Annotated in this window: 15 protein-coding genes and 1 pseudogene; 5 read left to right on the top strand and 11 right to left on the bottom strand. The window is 52.3% G+C overall.

What is annotated here, in order from left to right; all coding sequences use genetic code 11:
- The 5 genes from xerC to lptM are packed head-to-tail and all read right to left on the bottom strand — an operon-like array spanning position 1 to position 3891.
- Complete coding sequence (xerC, locus tag BZG14_RS09005; protein ID WP_077457425.1) at positions 1 to 978, bottom strand: tyrosine recombinase XerC; 978 nt, start codon at positions 976 to 978, stop codon at positions 1 to 3.
- Entirely contained in the window at positions 975 to 1676 is a 702-nt protein-coding gene (locus BZG14_RS09000) for a DUF484 family protein (protein WP_235614240.1), read from the bottom strand. The genes xerC and BZG14_RS09000 overlap by 4 nt, the downstream gene beginning before the upstream one ends.
- On the bottom strand, positions 1664 to 2494 hold the full coding sequence (gene dapF / locus BZG14_RS08995) for a diaminopimelate epimerase (RefSeq protein WP_077608566.1): 831 nt from the start codon (positions 2492 to 2494) through the stop codon (positions 1664 to 1666). Before dapF ends, BZG14_RS09000 begins: the two co-directional genes overlap by 13 nt.
- 8 nt (positions 2495 to 2502) lie before the next feature.
- Positions 2503 to 3756 carry a diaminopimelate decarboxylase gene (lysA, locus tag BZG14_RS08990; protein ID WP_077608565.1) on the bottom strand — a complete coding sequence of 418 codons (1254 nt, stop codon included), beginning with the start codon at positions 3754 to 3756 and terminating at the stop codon, positions 2503 to 2505.
- Between the two features lie 24 nt (positions 3757 to 3780).
- Entirely contained in the window at positions 3781 to 3891 is a 111-nt protein-coding gene (gene lptM / locus BZG14_RS15905; protein WP_219722564.1) for an LPS translocon maturation chaperone LptM, read from the bottom strand.
- Between the two features lie 77 nt (positions 3892 to 3968).
- Between lptM and cyaY the strand changes: the two genes are divergently transcribed.
- On the top strand, positions 3969 to 4280 hold the full coding sequence (gene cyaY / locus BZG14_RS08985) for an iron donor protein CyaY (protein ID WP_077457433.1): 312 nt from the start codon (positions 3969 to 3971) through the stop codon (positions 4278 to 4280).
- 50 nt (positions 4281 to 4330) lie between these two features.
- Here cyaY and BZG14_RS08980 read toward each other — a convergent pair.
- A pseudogene (locus tag BZG14_RS08980) lies at positions 4331 to 6773 on the bottom strand (class I adenylate cyclase).
- 389 nt (positions 6774 to 7162) lie between these two features.
- Here BZG14_RS08980 and hemC point away from each other — a divergent pair.
- Genes hemC through BZG14_RS08960 form a run of 4 tightly spaced genes read left to right on the top strand, consistent with a single transcriptional unit; the run spans position 7163 to position 11175 of the window.
- On the top strand, positions 7163 to 8098 hold the full coding sequence (gene hemC / locus BZG14_RS08975) for a hydroxymethylbilane synthase (RefSeq protein ID WP_069360764.1): 936 nt from the start codon (positions 7163 to 7165) through the stop codon (positions 8096 to 8098).
- Complete coding sequence (locus tag BZG14_RS08970) at positions 8095 to 8859, top strand: uroporphyrinogen-III synthase (RefSeq protein ID WP_077608564.1); 765 nt, start codon at positions 8095 to 8097, stop codon at positions 8857 to 8859. The genes hemC and BZG14_RS08970 overlap by 4 nt, the downstream gene beginning before the upstream one ends.
- On the top strand, positions 8852 to 9982 hold the full coding sequence (locus BZG14_RS08965; RefSeq protein WP_077608563.1) for a uroporphyrinogen-III C-methyltransferase: 1131 nt from the start codon (positions 8852 to 8854) through the stop codon (positions 9980 to 9982). The genes BZG14_RS08970 and BZG14_RS08965 overlap by 8 nt, the downstream gene beginning before the upstream one ends.
- Positions 9979 to 11175, top strand: coding sequence for a heme biosynthesis HemY N-terminal domain-containing protein (locus BZG14_RS08960; protein WP_069360761.1), 1197 nt, complete (start codon positions 9979 to 9981; stop codon positions 11173 to 11175). Before BZG14_RS08965 ends, BZG14_RS08960 begins: the two co-directional genes overlap by 4 nt.
- A gap of 112 nt (positions 11176 to 11287) precedes the next feature.
- Here the strand turns inward: BZG14_RS08960 and BZG14_RS08955 are convergent, their stop codons facing one another.
- The 5 genes from BZG14_RS08955 to BZG14_RS08935 form a co-directional block, all read right to left on the bottom strand.
- Complete coding sequence (locus BZG14_RS08955) at positions 11288 to 12082, bottom strand: SPOR domain-containing protein (RefSeq protein ID WP_077608562.1); 795 nt, start codon at positions 12080 to 12082, stop codon at positions 11288 to 11290.
- A gap of 132 nt (positions 12083 to 12214) precedes the next feature.
- Positions 12215 to 13153 (bottom strand): ABC transporter permease, encoded by a 939-nt coding sequence (locus tag BZG14_RS08950; protein ID WP_069360759.1) that lies wholly within the window; start codon positions 13151 to 13153, stop codon positions 12215 to 12217.
- A gap of 3 nt (positions 13154 to 13156) precedes the next feature.
- Complete coding sequence (locus BZG14_RS08945) at positions 13157 to 14134, bottom strand: ABC transporter permease (RefSeq protein ID WP_046074479.1); 978 nt, start codon at positions 14132 to 14134, stop codon at positions 13157 to 13159.
- 60 nt (positions 14135 to 14194) lie between these two features.
- Positions 14195 to 15748 carry an ABC transporter substrate-binding protein gene (locus BZG14_RS08940; protein WP_077608561.1) on the bottom strand — a complete coding sequence of 518 codons (1554 nt, stop codon included), beginning with the start codon at positions 15746 to 15748 and terminating at the stop codon, positions 14195 to 14197.
- An 88-nt stretch (positions 15749 to 15836) separates the two neighbouring features.
- Positions 15837 to 17555, bottom strand: coding sequence for an ABC transporter ATP-binding protein (locus BZG14_RS08935; protein WP_077608560.1), 1719 nt, complete (start codon positions 17553 to 17555; stop codon positions 15837 to 15839).
- Positions 17556 to 17780: the final 225 nt, after the last annotated feature.

Here is a 17780-nt window from a genome sequence, read left to right as displayed (position 1 = left end):
TCACGACTCCGAGTTGGTTTTTTTGCCTGCGCTGGGTTTACGAGCCCCTGTACTGCGGGCACGAGGATGCGCCGCGTCATACACTTTCGCCAAGTGTTGAAAGTCCAAGTGGGTATAAATTTGTGTGGTGCTTAAATCGGCATGGCCGAGCAGCTCTTGCACCGCCCGCAAATCCCCAGACGACTCCAGCATATGCGTGGCAAAGCTGTGGCGCAGTTTGTGAGGATTAATATGGCTGTTTACCGCCTGCTTTTGTCCCCACTCCGCCATACGTTTTTGCACGCTACGGTGAGAAATTCGCTGGCCCAGTTTAGAGATAAATAGCGCCTCTTCTGGCCCTTTGAGGAGCTGGTTACGCACTTTCAGCCAGTTCATCACCCAAGTTTTCGCCATGCCGGAAAAAGGCACGATGCGCTCTTTTTCCCCTTTACCGGTGACACGCAAATCCCCTTTACGTACCGAGACATCACGCACGTTTAAATCAACCAGCTCGGCTAAACGCAGCCCTGCGCCATACATCAGCTCCATCATCGCCCGATCCCGTACCGACAGCGGGTCGTCTTGATCCACCTCGAGCAGCTGATTCATTTCATCCACATCGAGGTTTTTTGGCAACTGGCGCCCTTGCTTGGGCGCGGCGACCCCTTTGGCCGGATTAGCCGCGAGCTGCTCGGTGAGAACGAGGTAGTCGAAAAAGCTGCGCAGTGCGGACAGCCGCAACGCAATACTGCCCGGTTTAAGGCCATCGCGTTTAGCTTGGCTGGAAATTTGTCGCACCCAGTCGGCATCTACATCTTGCCAATGAGCGATGCCCCGCGCGGTCAGAAAGTCGACAATCTTATCTAACTGGCGCTGATAATTACGTTGCGTATGGGCACTGAGGCCCCGTTCGCTGAGCTGATATTGATAAAAGCGGTCAAGAGGGACCGTCAGTGAACGGGGGGCATTAGCAGCTTGGTCAGACGTTACCGTGGTCACTGACGCTCACCCCTTTTTGCCCATTGGCTACATAAGATGGCTAAGTGCGAGGCCAGTTGTTCAATAAAGAGCGTATCCATTTCTGGCTGAAAGTGCCCGCCATCGGCGCTCGCAAAGCTCAACAGTCCCCACTCTTTGCCTTCCCCTTTAATCGGTACCAGCGCAAAAGAGCCTAGCTCCGGTGGCGTTGCCATCACCGCTTCCGCATCCACACGGCGCAAGCGCCCAAGATAACAAGGACGTCCGGCAAAATGATGGCTTTTTAATTGCTCCACCGCCTGACGTGAGATGGTCTGCAGCCCGTCGATTGGCGCATACACCCGTAAGCTAACGCTCAGTTGCAGTTGTTCGCTAAGTGCCGTTAACGCTTTTTGCACCGCCTGCGGTGTGTCGGCACGCAACAGGGCCTGATGCGCCTCAGCAAAAGCACGAAACAGGGCATCGTTTTTCGCCCCTAAGCTCATTAGCTGAGTAATGTCTTCTTCCAGCTCCGTCACCCGTTCACGCAGGCGCTTGAGTTGGATTTCCACCAGCGATACCGCACCTTGCTCACCGTGTGGAACGGTCAGCTGCGTCAGTAAATCACGATGGCGAATAAAAAAGTCTGGATTGTCTTTTAAATACGTCGCCACCGCCTCGTCGCTCAGTGGCATGGTTTCCAGTGTCGAGGCTTCTACCCCATCATTCATAATTGCCATTGTCCATCAAATACATGTGTCGCTGGGCCTGTCATTGATAAAGGGTGACCCGGCCCACGCCAGCGAATGCGTAAATCTCCACCGGGTAAACTTACCGTCACTTGCTCATCAAGCACGCCTTGCATGATCCCGACGGCAACGGCGGCACACGCGCCACTGCCACAGGCCTGGGTTTCGCCGGCGCCGCGCTCGTACACTCTAAGCTTAATCGCATTACGCGACAGGATCTGCATAAAGCCGGCATTGACCCGCTCAGGGAAGCGTTCGTGACTTTCAAGTAACGGCCCCAAGGTGTCCACATCAGCGTGGTCGACATCCTCAACCACAGTCACCACATGCGGGTTCCCCATGCTCACGGCGCCGACAAATAAGGTCTGTTCCGCCACCCGCATTAAGTAGGTTTTCTCTTGTGAGTTAGCACGAAACGGAATTTTCCCCGGTGTGAAGACCGGCTCGCCCATGTTCACGCGTACCTGATTGTCGTTTTCAATGTGCAGCAGCATTTTACCCGCTTGGGTGCTCACGCTGATCTGATGCTTATTAGTCAGGCCTTTCATTCGCACAAAGCGCGCAAAGCAGCGCGCACCGTTTSCGCATTGCGAGACTTCCGATGCGTCAGGATTAAAAATGCGATAGTGGAAATCCGTCTCGGGATCGTAAGGCGGCTCCACGACCAATAGCTGGTCAAACCCGACGCCACGCTGGCGATCAGCCAAACGCCGAATCAGATCCGGCGAAAAAAACGCGTTTTGCGTCACACAGTCAACCACCATGAAGTCGTTGCCCAGTCCGTGCATCTTTGCAAACTGTACCTGCATGCCAATCCTTATTCTGGTAGGCGCTGTTCAAGCTGCCATAACGACGCCAAGCTTTCACGCTCGCGCACAAGGTGCGCCTGGTCACCATCGACCATCACCTCGGCAGGACGGCAGCGTGAGTTATAGTTTGACGCCATCACAAAGCCATACGCGCCGGCTGAGCGCACTGCCAGTAAATCACCGGCTGCTAGCACCAACGAACGGTTTTTGCCTAAGTAGTCACCGGTTTCACACACTGGGCCAACCAGGTCATAGGTTTGTGGCTCACCGTCGCGCGGTACTACAGGAATGATCTCTTGATAAGCTTGATACAAGGACGGGCGAATTAAATCATTCATCCCCGCATCGATAATGGCAAAGTTTTTGTGCTCACTGTGTTTAAGAAATTCCACCTTGGTGAGCAAGACGCCGGCATTGGCAGCAATCGCACGGCCCGGCTCAAAAATCAGCTCAAGATGACGATGATTGTCCAAACGCGCCAACAGCGCTTTGGCATATTCCGATGGCTGCGGCGGTTTCTCGTCGCTGTAGGTCACGCCTAAGCCGCCACCCACATCGAGATGGCGAATAGAAATGCCTTCATCGCCCAAGGTATCAATCAGCGCCAACAAGCGGTCGGTAGATTCAATAAAAGGCGCTAGCTCGGTTAACTGCGAGCCGATATGGCAATCAATACCTTCGACCTTAAGGTGTGGCAAGCTGGCCGCATAACGGAAGCTCGTCAGCGCTTGATCAAAGGCAATGCCAAACTTGTTGTCTTTCAACCCGGTAGAAATATAAGGGTGAGTATTGGCATCCACATCGGGGTTAATACGCAACGATATCGGCGCTTGCACACCCAATTCGCCCGCCACTTGGTTTAAGCGGTCGAGTTCAGAGTGTGATTCCACGTTAAAGCACTTGATGCCCACGTCCAGCGCGCGGCGCATCTCTGCGGCCGTTTTGCCCACGCCAGAAAACACTACTTTCGTGGGATCACCACCGGCGGCAAGCACCCGCTCCAATTCACCTTGAGAGACAATATCAAACCCTGAGCCCAAACGTGCCAACACATTTAATACGCCAATATTAGAATTCGCTTTAACGGCATAACACACCAAATGCGGGTGGTCGCCCACGGCGCGATCAAACGCGTGCCAGTGGCGCTCAAAGGTAGCACGCGAGTAGACGTATAAAGGCGTGCCGTGATCGTGGGCCAGTTGGGTTAAGGGCAGTGATTCCGCCCACAGCTGGCCGTCTTCCTGATAATTGAAATAGTCCAAGGTGCTCTTCCCTGTCGTCGTTGGTTATTGATTTTGTGTCGGTTGTTCGTCCGGATAATACAGGGGCCCTTGTTGGCCACAGCCGGTCAGTGTCATGATGACAGTGAACATCAGTAAAATGACGAGTTTTCGCATAGTGAATGCCAGTGATTATCGAGTCAATGCCCTCTATAATCGCATCACAACCATGAAAAGCAATAGGATGTAACGGGATGAACACAACGGAATATCATCAGTTGGTCGATTTACAAATGCAGGCCATTGAAGAAGGTATCGATGACTCAGGAGCCGACATCGATTATGAGAGCGTTGGCAACGTGATGACGCTGGAATTTGATGATGGCAGCCAGATCATCATTAACCGCCAAGAGCCTATGCAAGAAATTTGGGTGGCGTCAAAAAGCGGTGGGTTCCACTTTGCTCTTAAAGACGGCGAGTGGACCTGCAGCAAAACCGGCTTGATTCTGATGGAGTTGGTTCAGCAAGAGTGTAGCAAGCACGCGGGTGAGCCTGTCTCTTGGTAAGAGGGCGCGGGGAAAGCACCCATGAGATCCCGCGTATCGGGATCTCATGTTTACTTAAATGAGGCGACTTGCCCGGTAAACCCGCCTTGAGAAGGCGGACGTGGTGGCTGCCACTGACTATCACATTTAAAGGGTAACGCTTGGGTGTCGCCCCTGTCATCTGTGACAATCTGATAAAACTGCGGCAAATTAAAGTTAATGAAATTGGCGCTGTAGCTGTAACGGTCGTGGGACGAGGTATAAAAACGGTTGACGCCCTGCACCATTTCGGTTTTATCCCCGCTGCACTGGCGATAAACTTCCACCCGATTGTTCTCGTCGAGAATATAGAGGTTGTAACCATTGGTACAATCTTCAAAGAAAAACTGCACCAAGCCCTCGCTGGCATAGGCATCCACGACTTCTGGCGGATGCACATCCTGCGGATTATCCACCACCATCACTGGCGTACCGTTGACCTTGTTGGTGGAAATACAGCGATAAAAGTCGACCGAGTTTTCCAACCGCTGGACGGATACGCCACGACGCTCAAAGAATAAACCATGGGTTTGCTTGCCAATCCGTAGCGCCTTAAAGCGGCGACGTTTTTCTTTCTCAACCGGTTTAAGACGCAGCTCAATGCACTCCGCCACCAGTTGGTAAACCAAATTACGGATTAAGCCGCGCATTTTGCTTGAATAACAGAACACATCGACCGACTCTGGCGGCACCGCATCCTGGTGCATTTTCCCCAACATGGWTTTCAATGCTTCCAAAATGGCATCGTCGCCCCGGTAATTGAGCGTGCGCACCTCGTTCCATGAGTTGCGGTAAACGAGGTCAACACTGCCCACCAAGCAGGTTTGTTCCGGGCCATAACTGAATATGTCGCTATTTTTGAAATCAAAGCGCATCCTGATAGAGAGTATCAAGGTTAACATCGGCATCCCGCACCACAGTATCCAGTCGGGTAGACTCGGTTAGCAGCCCATTAAAAAATGCCCAAGCGACCAGCTTTGAGAGGTAGCTGTTGTGCTCAAGTGGCGCGCGACCGATGATATCGACCGGATCAAGCGAGTGCTTATACAAATACCATCCCGGTGCATTCGTCCGCCCCTCCGGCACTTGAATAAAAGTGAGATCCGCTTCGTGTAAATCTGGTGAAATTTGCGGGTTGAGCAAGGTCACTTTACCCGGCAACTCTTCAAATGCGGCGTAGAGTTTGCGAGCAAGAATGCTGATGTCTTGCGGACTGATCGCGGAGGTGATGTCGTTACGACGCGCAAAGCGGATCAGGTTACGATAGCTTTGCATCAAGGCATCAAGCAATTCATTGTGCGCGTATTGGACTTCTTCGACTTTCCAATGGCGACGGTTGTCGAGGTAAGCCAATGCTTGCTCATCCCAACCCCATTCACGCGCTAACAAGCGCAGCACTTCACGGCGCCAGGCGACCGAGCCAGTCGCTGGGGATTGCGTCAATTTCTCGTGGGTTTTCAGATAAAAACAACGGCGAACCAAATCTAACCGGCGCGTGTCACCAATCGATTCCAAGTAACGGGTGACTTTTTCCAGCATCAGGTAATAGGCGTCAGACTGATACACATCAACCCAACCGGCATAGAAACGACGCTTACCATCGACACTCAACAGCTGGGTGCCGGGGTACTGCCACGAGTACGCCTCGAGCAAAATGGCTTTGAGCACCGACTTATACGGCGAATCAATGCTTTTATACAGCTGCCACAAACTCGAGCCAAAATACTCTTCGGCGGGAATGGTGGGCAAACCACCAAAATCAACCCAATCACGACGGTCAAGGCCATGTTCAGCCACCAGTGTATCGACGTATTCCTCGTAGCAGCCTTCCATTTCTGGTGGGACCATGTACCACAACAGTTTTTGCCCAGCGAGTCGCATCGAAGAGCGATAGAACTCATCAAGCAGCAGGAAGTGCTGACTGGTGCCGCAGTTGTCACTGGTCATTGCCTGGGAGAGGTGATGACGAAAACGCCCCTCACAAACCACAAAAAAGTTGGCTTCGATCCCTTGGCTTAACGCCCATTCAGAGATCGCCATACACTTGGCATCGAGTTTATCGCGCTGAGCTGCGGTCACCGAGGCATCGATGCACACCCAGATATCGAGATCACTGGTGAGACTTTGCCCCATGGACCCGGTACTGCCCATGGTATACATGCCTTTAATCGGATGGCGCTTACGGCCTTCTAAACAGGCAGTTAAAGAGGAGAAACGGGTATCTGAGTGGATCAGGCAGTCAGAGACAAACTCACGCTGTGTCTCATCGAGCGCGTAGTCAGCAATACCGAAAGGCACGCTGTCGCCACAAAACCCGGGTAATGCGGGGTGATTTAGATGTAAAAGCACTGGCAGCACATCAAAGATAGCTTGAGCCTGACGGCTCATCGCGGACCGCGCGCGATCCATTCTCACGCGGTTAAACGCTTCTATGCGCTCAGTTTGCTGTTCTACGTATGTTTGCAAGGCAATCATCCAGATTCGTTGACATCCCGGTCAACAGGTCGACGTTACTGTCTTCACCGTATCCGCCCAATTGCAGATAACAAAACGTGATCAATGTAACACTCTCGACAACTCGGGTAAAGCCAATAACCCCGATGCCTGTGTGGTGGTATCAAGGTCGCACTATAGGTGCTTTTTGAGACCAATATCAACTTTTTTGCTCTACTACCTTAGTCGTAACTCAGCCATATTGCCGCGTTAGGATCTCATTATTTGCGCAAATAACACGCTACCGATCACATTTTTTCATCTATATGACCATAACGCCGTCATAAATCGTCAAACCGCATGGCAGAGATTACGAGTCGCCCAGCGCCAATGTTACGATGGACGTTATGAACCAAGAAGGAAAACAAACCATGTACTCAACGCCTGTACGCATTGCCACGCGCAAAAGCCCTTTGGCTCTCTGGCAAGCTGAATTTGTTAAAGACGCATTAGAGCGCTCTCACCCGGGGCTAACGGTTGAACTGGTGCCAATGGTGACGAAAGGTGACGTGATTCTGGACACGCCTCTGGCAAAAATCGGTGGTAAAGGCTTGTTTATTAAAGAGCTTGAACAAGCCATGCTCGACGGTCGCGCCGACATCGCCGTGCACTCAATGAAGGATGTCCCGGTTGAGTTCCCTGAAGGGTTAGGGCTGGTCACCATCTGCGAACGCGGCGATCCCCGTGATGCGTTTGTCTCCAATCATTACGACAGTATTGACGACTTACCTGAAGGCGCCGTGGTGGGTACTTCTAGCCTGCGCCGTGAATGTCAATTACGCGAGCGTCGACCTGACCTGGTGATTAATACTCTACGAGGTAACGTGGGGACACGCCTCGGTAAACTCGATGACGGCCAGTACGACGCGATCGTCCTCGCGGCCGCCGGCTTAAAACGATTAGGCTTGAATGAACGCATTCGCAGCGAAATTCCCCCTGAAGTGATCTTACCCGCCGTCGGCCAAGGTGCCGTGGGAATTGAGTGCCGATTGGATGATGAACGCATTCGCACCTTACTCGCGCCGCTGTCTGATGCCAGCACCACTCAACGCGTATTGTGTGAACGCGCAATGAATAACCGTCTCGAAGGCGGCTGTCAGGTGCCCATCGGCAGCTATTCAGAAATTCAAGGCGATAAAATTTGGCTACGTGCGCTAGTCGGAGAGCCAGACGGTTCGACCATTTTGCGCGCCGAAGTCACAGGCCCGCTTGAAAAAGGCGAACAGCTCGGCACCGATTTAGCCGAGCAACTTCTCGCCCAAGGCGCGCGGCAAATACTGGATAAACTTTACCAAGACGACGCATGACCATTGTTGTTGTTCGCCCCGAGCCAGACTGCAGTCAGTTAGTCGATCAGCTTGCACAGCAAGGGCTGTCCGCGATCCCCTGTCCACTGTTAAGTTTTGCGCCGGGGCAAGACTTACCCTCTCTGGCCAATCTGTTCGCCTCACTGCCTACCGATAGCGTCTTGGTCGCCGTGAGCCCACGCGCCGTGGCATTTGCCCATCAAGCCTTGCAACACCAAAGTGGAAGATGGCCCAGTGACTGTCACTACGTCGCCGTTGGGCAACGCACCGCCAACGAATGGCAGGCCGTCTCGGGGCAGCCGATCTTAACCCCCACCCGTGAAGACAGCGAAGGCATGCTTGCACTTGCCCCTTTTAGTGCCGTGACAGGGACGCAAGTGGTGATTCTGCGCGGGGAGAGTGGACGCGACATGATGGGGCAAACGTTACAAGCACAAGGCGCGCAAGTTCACTATTGCGAGACCTATCGGCGACAATGGGCGATTGAGCCTTTAGTATCGCAAGTAGTAAGCTGGCCGCATGACGCTATCGACACAGTGGTTATCACCAGTGGCCAACAATTAGCCTACTTTGATCAACTTATCACACTGAGCGGACAGCACTGGCTGCGCCAATGCCGTATACTGGTGCCCAGTAAAAGGATTCAAGATCAAGCCACTGCGCTGGGTTTTGACACGATTACGACCGTTGACAGCGTGGCCAATGATGCACTGGTTAACACGCTGCTCAGGTTAAGTAAAACGGGACTTTCGGATGACTGACAACAAAAATACCGACACCAAGCAAAGCAAGGCCACCACGCCATCTTCACCCAAGACCCACGCTACCGATGCGCCGGCGTCAGAAAAAGCCAGCAAAACCTCATCGGGGGGACGTGGCGGCATACTACTCGGCGCTATCGCCATCGCCTTGGCCCTCGGCTCCAGTGGCTGGGTATTTTACCATGGCCACCAGCAAGCCACCGTGTTGCAAAACACCGTATCCGCGCAACAATCTCATATCTCACGCCTTGAGCAAGATCTTAACCAACAAAAACAAGCGGCAGAACAGGCGCGAGAACAACTTAAAGCCACCACGCAAACACGTTTGAAACAGCAGGACAGCAGTTTATCTAGCTTGCAAAAAGCCGTCGCTGAAGTGAAAGGCCGACGTCCCAATGACTGGTTACTGGCTGAAGCCGACTATCTGATCCGAATGGCAGGGCGTAAAATTTGGCTCGAACAGGATGCCCAAAGCGCCACCGCCCTGATGGAAGCGGCCGATCACCGCATTGCTCAGCTCAACGACCCGTCCTTGATGCCGATTCGCCAAGCGATGGCTGACGATATCACCGCGTTAAAGGCGGTAAAACGGATCGATAGAGATGGGATTGTACTGCGCTTGACCAGCATGCAGCAGCGAGTCGAAAACCTCCCGCTTGCCAGTGCCGTGATCCCAGAAGCACAAGAAGTAGAAAAACCCGTGGTGTCTGAATCGGTCAATGACTGGAAGCGCAACCTCACCACGTCGGTTACCGATTTTGTCGATAACTTTATCACCTACCGCAAACGTGACGGCAACGTGGTGCCCTTGTTATCGCCCACCCAAAGTTATTACCTGCAAGAAAATCTCAAGAACAAGCTCGATCAAGCGATGCGCGCCGTGTATGAAGGCAATGATACCCTGTATCACCAAGCGCTAGAGATGGGAAAAGACTGGACACTACGCTTTTATAATCAAGATGCGAATGCCACGCGCCGCTTTGTCGAGCAGCTTGATGAGCTAAACCAACAAACCATTGGCGTCGATCTGCCGCAAAAACTGAAAAGCCAGTCGCTAGTCAGTGATGAAATCAATACCCGATTGCGCCGAGACATTGCGCCGCTGACAGGAGGCCAATCATGATTAGATTGCTTTTGCTCGTCCTTGTTCTGGCGGCCGGATTAGTGGTTGGCCCGCAATTAGCCGGACAGCAAGGTTATGTGCTTATTTCCGCTGCCGAGCAGACACTGGAAATGAGTGTCACGACTTTGTTGGTACTGGTTGGCATTTTAATCGCAGTATTATGGGCACTTGAGTGGCTACTGAGAAAGCTTTTATCTATCAGCAGTACCGCAACAGGCTGGTTGTCCGGCCGTAAGCAACGCAAAGCGCGCCAACAAACCCAAACCGGCTTAATCAAGTTACGCGAAGGAGAGTGGAAAAAAGCCGAAAAACTCCTCGCCAAAGCCCGCCCTCACAGCGATGCGCCCATGCATAACTTATTGGCTGCCGCGGAAGCGGCACAGCAGCGACAAAACCTGCAGGCGCGTGACCAATACCTGCAGCAAGCCGCTGATCTTAACGCCAATAGCTTGGCTCTCGCCCTGACTCGTGCGCAACTCCATAGCCAAAGTGGTCAGCACGAAGAAGCCTTAGCCTCGTTGCGTGCGATTAAACGTCAGCATCCTCGCAACCCAGTGATGCTGGCGCTGCTAAAAGATACCTATATTCATCTAGAAGATTGGTCTGCCCTGCTCAACCTTCTGCCCACGTTGAAAAAGGCCCAGCTGCTTGATGATGCGCAGTTTGATGCCTTGCACGAGCGAGCCGAGCTGGGCGTGATGGCCCATGTCGCCAGTCAACAAGGCACCGAAGGGCTACTGGCGCATTGGAACCAACTCCCCAAAGCCAAACGCAACCAGCCTTCACTCTTAGCAGGGTTAGTCAAACATCTCGCGGCGCGTAATGCCGACTCAGAAGCCTATATTCTGCTGCGTGAGGCCTTGAAAAAACGCACCGATGATCGCTTGATTGCGCTGATCCCGACACTAGACTTACCAGATAACTACCCCGCGGTGGTGATGCTAGAAGAATTGCTCACACAAGATAGCCGCAACCCTGTGCTTCATAGCGCGCTTGGGCAACTGCTTATGCAGTCGGGAAAATGGCAAGATGCGCGCAGTCACTTTGAAAACGCCCTCGAGTATCGCACGGATGTCAGCGACTATGCGTATTTAGCTGATGTGTTAGATAAGCTTGATCAAGGTAAAGCGGCGAGTGATGTCTCACGTACAGCGTTAAAGTTAGCACTGCCTGAACAGCCTCCCGCGGCATAGCATTTCGGCCAATAAGCCTCGCTATTCGCCGAAAAGCCCGTCAGTTCAGTTCGCCGTCTCAGGAAGAACAGAACGCCCCGCACTGCGGGGCGTTTTATATTGCGGGTAAAGACTACCGCTTTTTACACAGGACATTGAGCGCCGCGTCGGCATTACGTGTCACCACTTTGCCACTTCGGGCGTCCACCCCCTTAGCGCCTTGCACCCAGTACGGTAAGCGCATGGGGAGCTGATCCGTCGCTTTTGCCACTTCCACTAATTCCTGTTGGGAAGCCAACATCATGCCTTCGCGTTGGCAACGAGGGGCCGCCTGCGCATAAGGAACGCGCAGCCAGCTCATGGATTTTTCCATGTACTGTTTATCTCCGGCCTCAGGCTCCGGTAAACCAAAATGGCTTAAGGTAATCGCCGTTTCCATCGGCGCCGACGTTTCATCCTCCGGGGACGATTGGGTTTGAGACAGCGGCGGTAAGCGGATCACGGCTGGTTGCGACAATGGCTGACGAGTTTGGCGTAACACCGCTTGTTTGGTCGGCCCAAATTGACGCACACGTTTCAGCACCAACTGTGCCACGTCTAGGTTAGGATACGGACCAATCAAGCAACGTCCTCGGCCCTCGCGCACTTGCACTTGAAACGGTAAGTCCGGCAAGCCTTGACGCAGGGACTGATAGAATTGACGCGATGGCACGCCTTGCGTCGCACCGCATTGCACCCAGAACGCGGCACTTTTGGGATCGGGGGCTTGGTTGCCCCACAGACCTTGTCCGATATCACATGTCTCACCAATGATTGGCCAGCCTTGCTGGCGGTCAACAATCGCGCAAGGGCTCTGTTCTGCGCGCACTGGCGCACTGATTGCCCACATTGCTACCACACTGACAGCCAAACCTCGCCACCGCCCCATGAGTCGCTCCCTTGATAATCTAATCTGCTCAGCTTAAGCAAAGTCATACATTGACTCAAGCCACTGATCACCAAGCTGTCAGACAGCCATCAAAAAAATGGCTGCATTCGCAGCCATTTTCCTTACCCNTCCTTACCCTTTGTAGATTTTGGGGTTGAAGACATCCCGCAACCAATCGCCGAGCAAGTTGATCACCAGTACTAGTAAAACCAACACGATGCCAGGAAAAGCAGTAATCCACCACGCCCCTGAGAAAATGTAGTTAAAACCGATGCTGATCAACGACCCCAGTGATGGCTGATCGACAGGCATCCCCAGCCCCAGGAAAGACAGTGCCGCTTCCGACATGATTGCGTTAGCCACCTGAACGGTCGAAATGACCAAAATAGGCGATAAGCAGTTGGGAAGAATATGACGGAACATGATCCGAGGCGAGCGGAAACCCATTACCCGCGCCGCTTCTACATATTCCTTTTTCTTTTCTGCCAAGACAGACGCACGAATGGTCCGCGCATACTGTGGCCACTCGGCAATCCCGATAATCACCACCAGCATTAAAATCGCGTATTGGCTGTAAAACTCACTGCCAAAGCTGGCCTTAAAAATCGCTGAAACAATAATAGCGACCATCATGGTCGAGAAAGACAGCTGGATATCGGCGATACGCATAAAAAAGCTATCAATGCGGCCACCAAAATAGCCGGCACTCAGACCAATCACCGTCCCCAGAATCAACTGTAGGCCGACGGCACACAAACCAATGGTCAAAGAGATCCGCAGACCATAAATAATGGTCGATAAGATATCTCGCCCTTGGTTATCGGTCCCGAGCAAAAAGCGCGGATCGCTCCACTCCATCCAAACGGGAGGGAGCTCAGAGTCCATAATATCAATCGCCATTAAATCATAGGGATTGGTCGGGGACACTAAGGGCGCAAAGACCGCCAGCAATAAGAACACCATGAAAATGGTGAAGCTAGCGATCGCCACTTTATCGCGCTTGAAGTGATAAAAGAAATCCGAGTCTAAGAAGCGCTGCCAGCGACTTGGTGTTGTATTCGTTTGTGTCATCGCTTACGCCTCCTTGCCGGTTAAGTTAACCGTTGGGTTAATCAAGCCATAAAGCAGATCGACAATGGTATTGGTCACCACAAAGATAAGCCCGACGAAAATCACGTAAGCGGTAATCAACGGCGTATCGACACGGTTAATCGCTTCAAGGAACAAAAAGCCCGTCCCGGGCCATTGGAAGACAGTCTCGGTCAAAATGGTATACGCAATCATGGTACCAATTTGCACCCCGCCAACCGTTACAACCGGCAGCATGGTGTTTTTTAACGCGTGTTGATAATAAACCTTGTTTTCGGGTAACCCTTTAGCACGTGCAAATTTCACATACTCGGTGCCTAACGCTTCCAGCATTTCAGAGCGCACCAAGCGGATAAACAAAGGCAACATGATGGACGCCAGCGACACAGAAGGCAGCACCAAGTGTGCTAAGCCATCCAGAGTGAAAAAGCCGGACTCCCAACCGAGCCAATTGGCGGTTTCTCCGCGTCCATAGGAGGGCAACCAACCTAATTCAATCGAGAAAACATACATGAGCATGATCGCGGTTAAGAAGACAGGTATCGAAATACCCACGATACTAAAGCCCATGATTATCTTGGTAAGCATGCTATTGGGGTGAATCGCCGAGTACACGCCGAGTGGTATCGACACCACGACAATGATCAGTGCCGCCCCCGCCACGAGTTCTAGCGTTGCCACCAATTTATCTAAAATGACGTCCACGACTGGACGCTTAAAGAAATAAGAATTGCCTAAATCCCCTTGTAGGGCTTTGCCTACAAAGCGGGTATATTTGGTTAAGAAGGGATCGTTAAGCCCCATTTCATCACGCAGCGCATCACGCTCCGCTTCTGATACTGATTGCCCCACCAGCTCCCGCAAGGGGTCGCCGAGGTTGTCTTGGATAGCAAACGCCACCAGACTGATGACAAACATCACAATCAGTGCCTGTACCAGACGTTTGACTAAAAACGTTACCATGTGTGCCTCTAAGCGATTGGATAATCAGGGCCCCAGAGGTTGGGGCCCTGTTTTAGTCCATTACTCGACCACTAGATCGCCGAAGTAAGGGAAGTTCATACCGTTAACGATCGGCTCGATGTTAACGTTATTTTTGGCTGCCCATGATGGATCTTGCCAGTGCAAGGGTAAGAAGGCCGCTTCGTCATACAGGATCTTCTCAACCTTTTTCAGCATGGCACTACGCTTTTCCAGATCCGTTTCTGAGTTGGCTTCCATCACCAGCTTGTCCACTTCGCTGTTCGAGTAGTGACCACAGTTGTATTGACCTTTACCTGTGTCAGCGTCACGGGTCATGGTGAGGAACTCAGTGAAGTTGGCAGAATCTTCTGTATCTGGGTGCCAGCCAATCATCTGCATGCCGGCTTCGCACTTATCGAACTCAGGCCAGTACTGCGCTTTTGGCATGGTCTGCAAGTCAACCTTGATACCAATTTTCGCCATCATTGCCGCCACCGCTTGGGCGATTTTTTCATCGTTCACGTAACGGTTGTTGGGCGCAATCATGGTGACTGAGAAACCATCAGGATAACCGGCCTCTTCCATCAGCTTTTTCGCTTTCGCCAAGTCATAACGCGGCGCTAAATCTGCGTTATAGCCTGCGTAACCAACCGGGCTTTGCTGACTCGCGTGCGTGGCCGCCCCTTTCATGATCTTCTGCGCAATACCTTCATTGTTGACCGCATAAGCCACCGCTTGACGGACACGTGGATCTTTAAACTCATCCACCACGCTCTGGTTCATTTGGAAGGTGATCACGCGCGTCCCTGGCATGGTAACCAGTTGCAGCTCGTCGGCACGTTCGAGACGGCGATAATCGTTAGGAGAAACAGGCGCAATCATATCGACATCACCAGACAGCAGTGCTGCAACACGGGTGGCATCTTCTTTGATCGGACGCAGTGTGATGTTATCCACATTGCCTTCGCTGTCTTTGTCCCAGTAATTCTCATTACGGTCAAACTCGACAACCACGCCTTGTTCACGCTCGTCGACCACATAAGGGCCTGTGCCTGATAGGTGTGTTGATGCATAGGTTGAGCCATTTTTCTTCAGCTCAGATTTATCACGGCCGTCTTCGGTCTCACCACTGTAGAATTTGCTGTCCATGGGGAATACGTAGGTCATGACGTTTTCTACCAGCGGATAGGTACCGTCCGTGACCACATCTACCGTGTGCTCGTCGACTTTCTTGATGTCAACGATTGGGGTGAAAATCCCTTTAAAATCCGGTGATGACTTCAAACGGTCAAAGGTCCAGACGACATCGTCAGCAGTAAATGCGTTACCGGAGTGGAACGTCACGCCTTCGCGAAGGTTGAAACGCACGGTTTCATTATCGATACGCTCCCAAGACGTGGCGAGACGCGGCTCAAAATCCATCTCTTGGGTAAAACGGACCAAGGGGTCGAAGACCATGTGTGATAGCTGTAGCGTACCACCGGAAAGCTGCTCATGAGGGTCCAGTGAGACCGGATCCGCATCATAAGCGACGGTGATATCCGCTGCCGCGGCACTAAAGCTCAGGCCGGCGGCCATAAGCGCCACRGCAATCTTGCTCTTCATTGTTTTCATTGCATAGCTCCTTTATGCGTAGGGGTTGCCCCCTGCTGTGTTTGCATCATGGATGAGGTGCGGCGCAATGCCGCGTCGACATAGCGTGCTATGCCGGTTGCAAACCTTCCGTGCTCATTCCCTTAAACTCTGGCATCAATGAGATAAGCTGACGGCTATATTCGTGTTGTGGGTTAGTAAACAGTTGCTCTGTCGGCGCCACTTCTAATAGCTGACCTTTACGCATCACACCAATGCGGTCACACATTTGTCGAATCACCGGCAGATCGTGACTGATAAACAACATGGTGAGATTGAGTTCGTCCTGCAGATCTTTAAGCAGGTTCAAAATCTGCGCTTGTACCGACACATCCAACGCCGATGTCGGCTCATCACAAATCAGTAAACGCGGACGCGTCGCCAATGCGCGAGCAATCGAAATACGCTGGCGTTGCCCCCCAGAGAACTCGTGCGGATATTTAATCCCTGCGCCGCGGCCTAAACCCACGTGGTCGAGCAAGTCGCCGACGATTTGGCGGATTTGAGACTCGCTTTCGGCCAAACGGTGAAAACGAATGGGCTCAGCGATAATGTCGTAAATCTTCATCCGTGGGTTCATGGATGAATACGGGTTTTGAAACACCATTTGCATTTGGCGACGAATAGGACGTCGGGCGCGTTCGTTTTTAATCGCGGTCAGATCGATATCTTCAAAAATGATTTGCCCCGTGTTGGGCGGATAAAGCCCGGTGATCGCGCGCGCAATGGTCGACTTTCCTGAGCCCGACTCACCGACAAGACCAAAGGTTTCCCCCTCAACCACGTCAAAGCTCACATGATCAGAGGCTTGGACGTATTCGCGGCGGCTCGCAAAGAGAGAATCCTTAGTAATAAAGCGCAAGGACACATCTTTCACCTGCAGTAGCGGACCGCTGTAAGCGCGCTGATCTTGGCTTTGCCCCAGCCAGTGATTCTTAACATCAAGCTCAAGAGTCTCACCGGCCTCCTCGATATAATTGACTAGCGGAAAGCGATCTAACTTGATATCAGAGCGTGGCACCGCTGAAATAAGGCTTTGCGTGTAAGGGTGCTGAGGCTCGCCTAACACTTGCTGGGTGGTGCCCAGCTCCACCAAATCACCACGATACATCACCGCGACACGGTCGGTCACGTTGGCGACCACGCCCATATCATGGGTGACCAGCATACAACCCACGTTTTTCTTTTGGCATAAATCGCGGATCAGGGTGAGAATCTGATCTTGAATGGACACATCCAATGCCGTGGTCGGCTCGTCGGCAATGATTAAATCCGGCTCCCCGGCCAGTGCAACCGCAATCACCACACGCTGACGCATCCCGCCGGAAAACTGATGGGGGTATTGTTTGATGCGCAGCTCTGGCTCAGGGATCCCCACCTGCTCCATTAAATTAAGTGCGCGCTGATAGGCCTGTTGCTGGGTGACATTCAAGTTGGTCAAAATAGTTTCGGTCAGCTGTTGCTCGACCGTAAACAGCGGGTTCAGGGAGGTCATCGGGTCTTGAAAGATAAACCCGATTTTGTCGCCACGCACTTTGCGCATTTCATTAGGGCTAAGGCCGGAGATTTTTTTACCATCAAGGTACACATCGCCACTGGCAATACGCCCTGGCGGACTGAGCAAATCAATCACGGCATTACCCACCGTTGACTTACCCGCTCCAGATTCACCCACCACGCCAACAATCTCACCACGCTCAATCGTGAGTGACAATGACGTCACAGCGGCGTGAACGCCGTGGCGAGACGGGTACTCTATTCGTAGGTTATTTACTTCTAGCAGTGACATTTTTCATCCTTGATATCGTCCTCGATGACGATCGACTTCCTGACCAAAACAAGGTGATAGGATCTTGCCTCGGAGAGATGCGGATTTAATCTGGCAAACATTTCACAAAAAATCAACATCACAGCAGAAAATGCCATAATGACACAGTCGGCTCGAATATTCATTCACTTGGCTACGATTACGCACCCAAGTGTCAAACAAAAAATACACTTCATATCATAAAGA

This window comes from Salinivibrio sp. IB282, from assembly GCF_001995685.1.
GTDB lineage: Bacteria > Pseudomonadota > Gammaproteobacteria > Enterobacterales > Vibrionaceae > Salinivibrio > Salinivibrio kushneri.
This window is presented reverse-complemented; position numbering and strand designations above follow the sequence as displayed.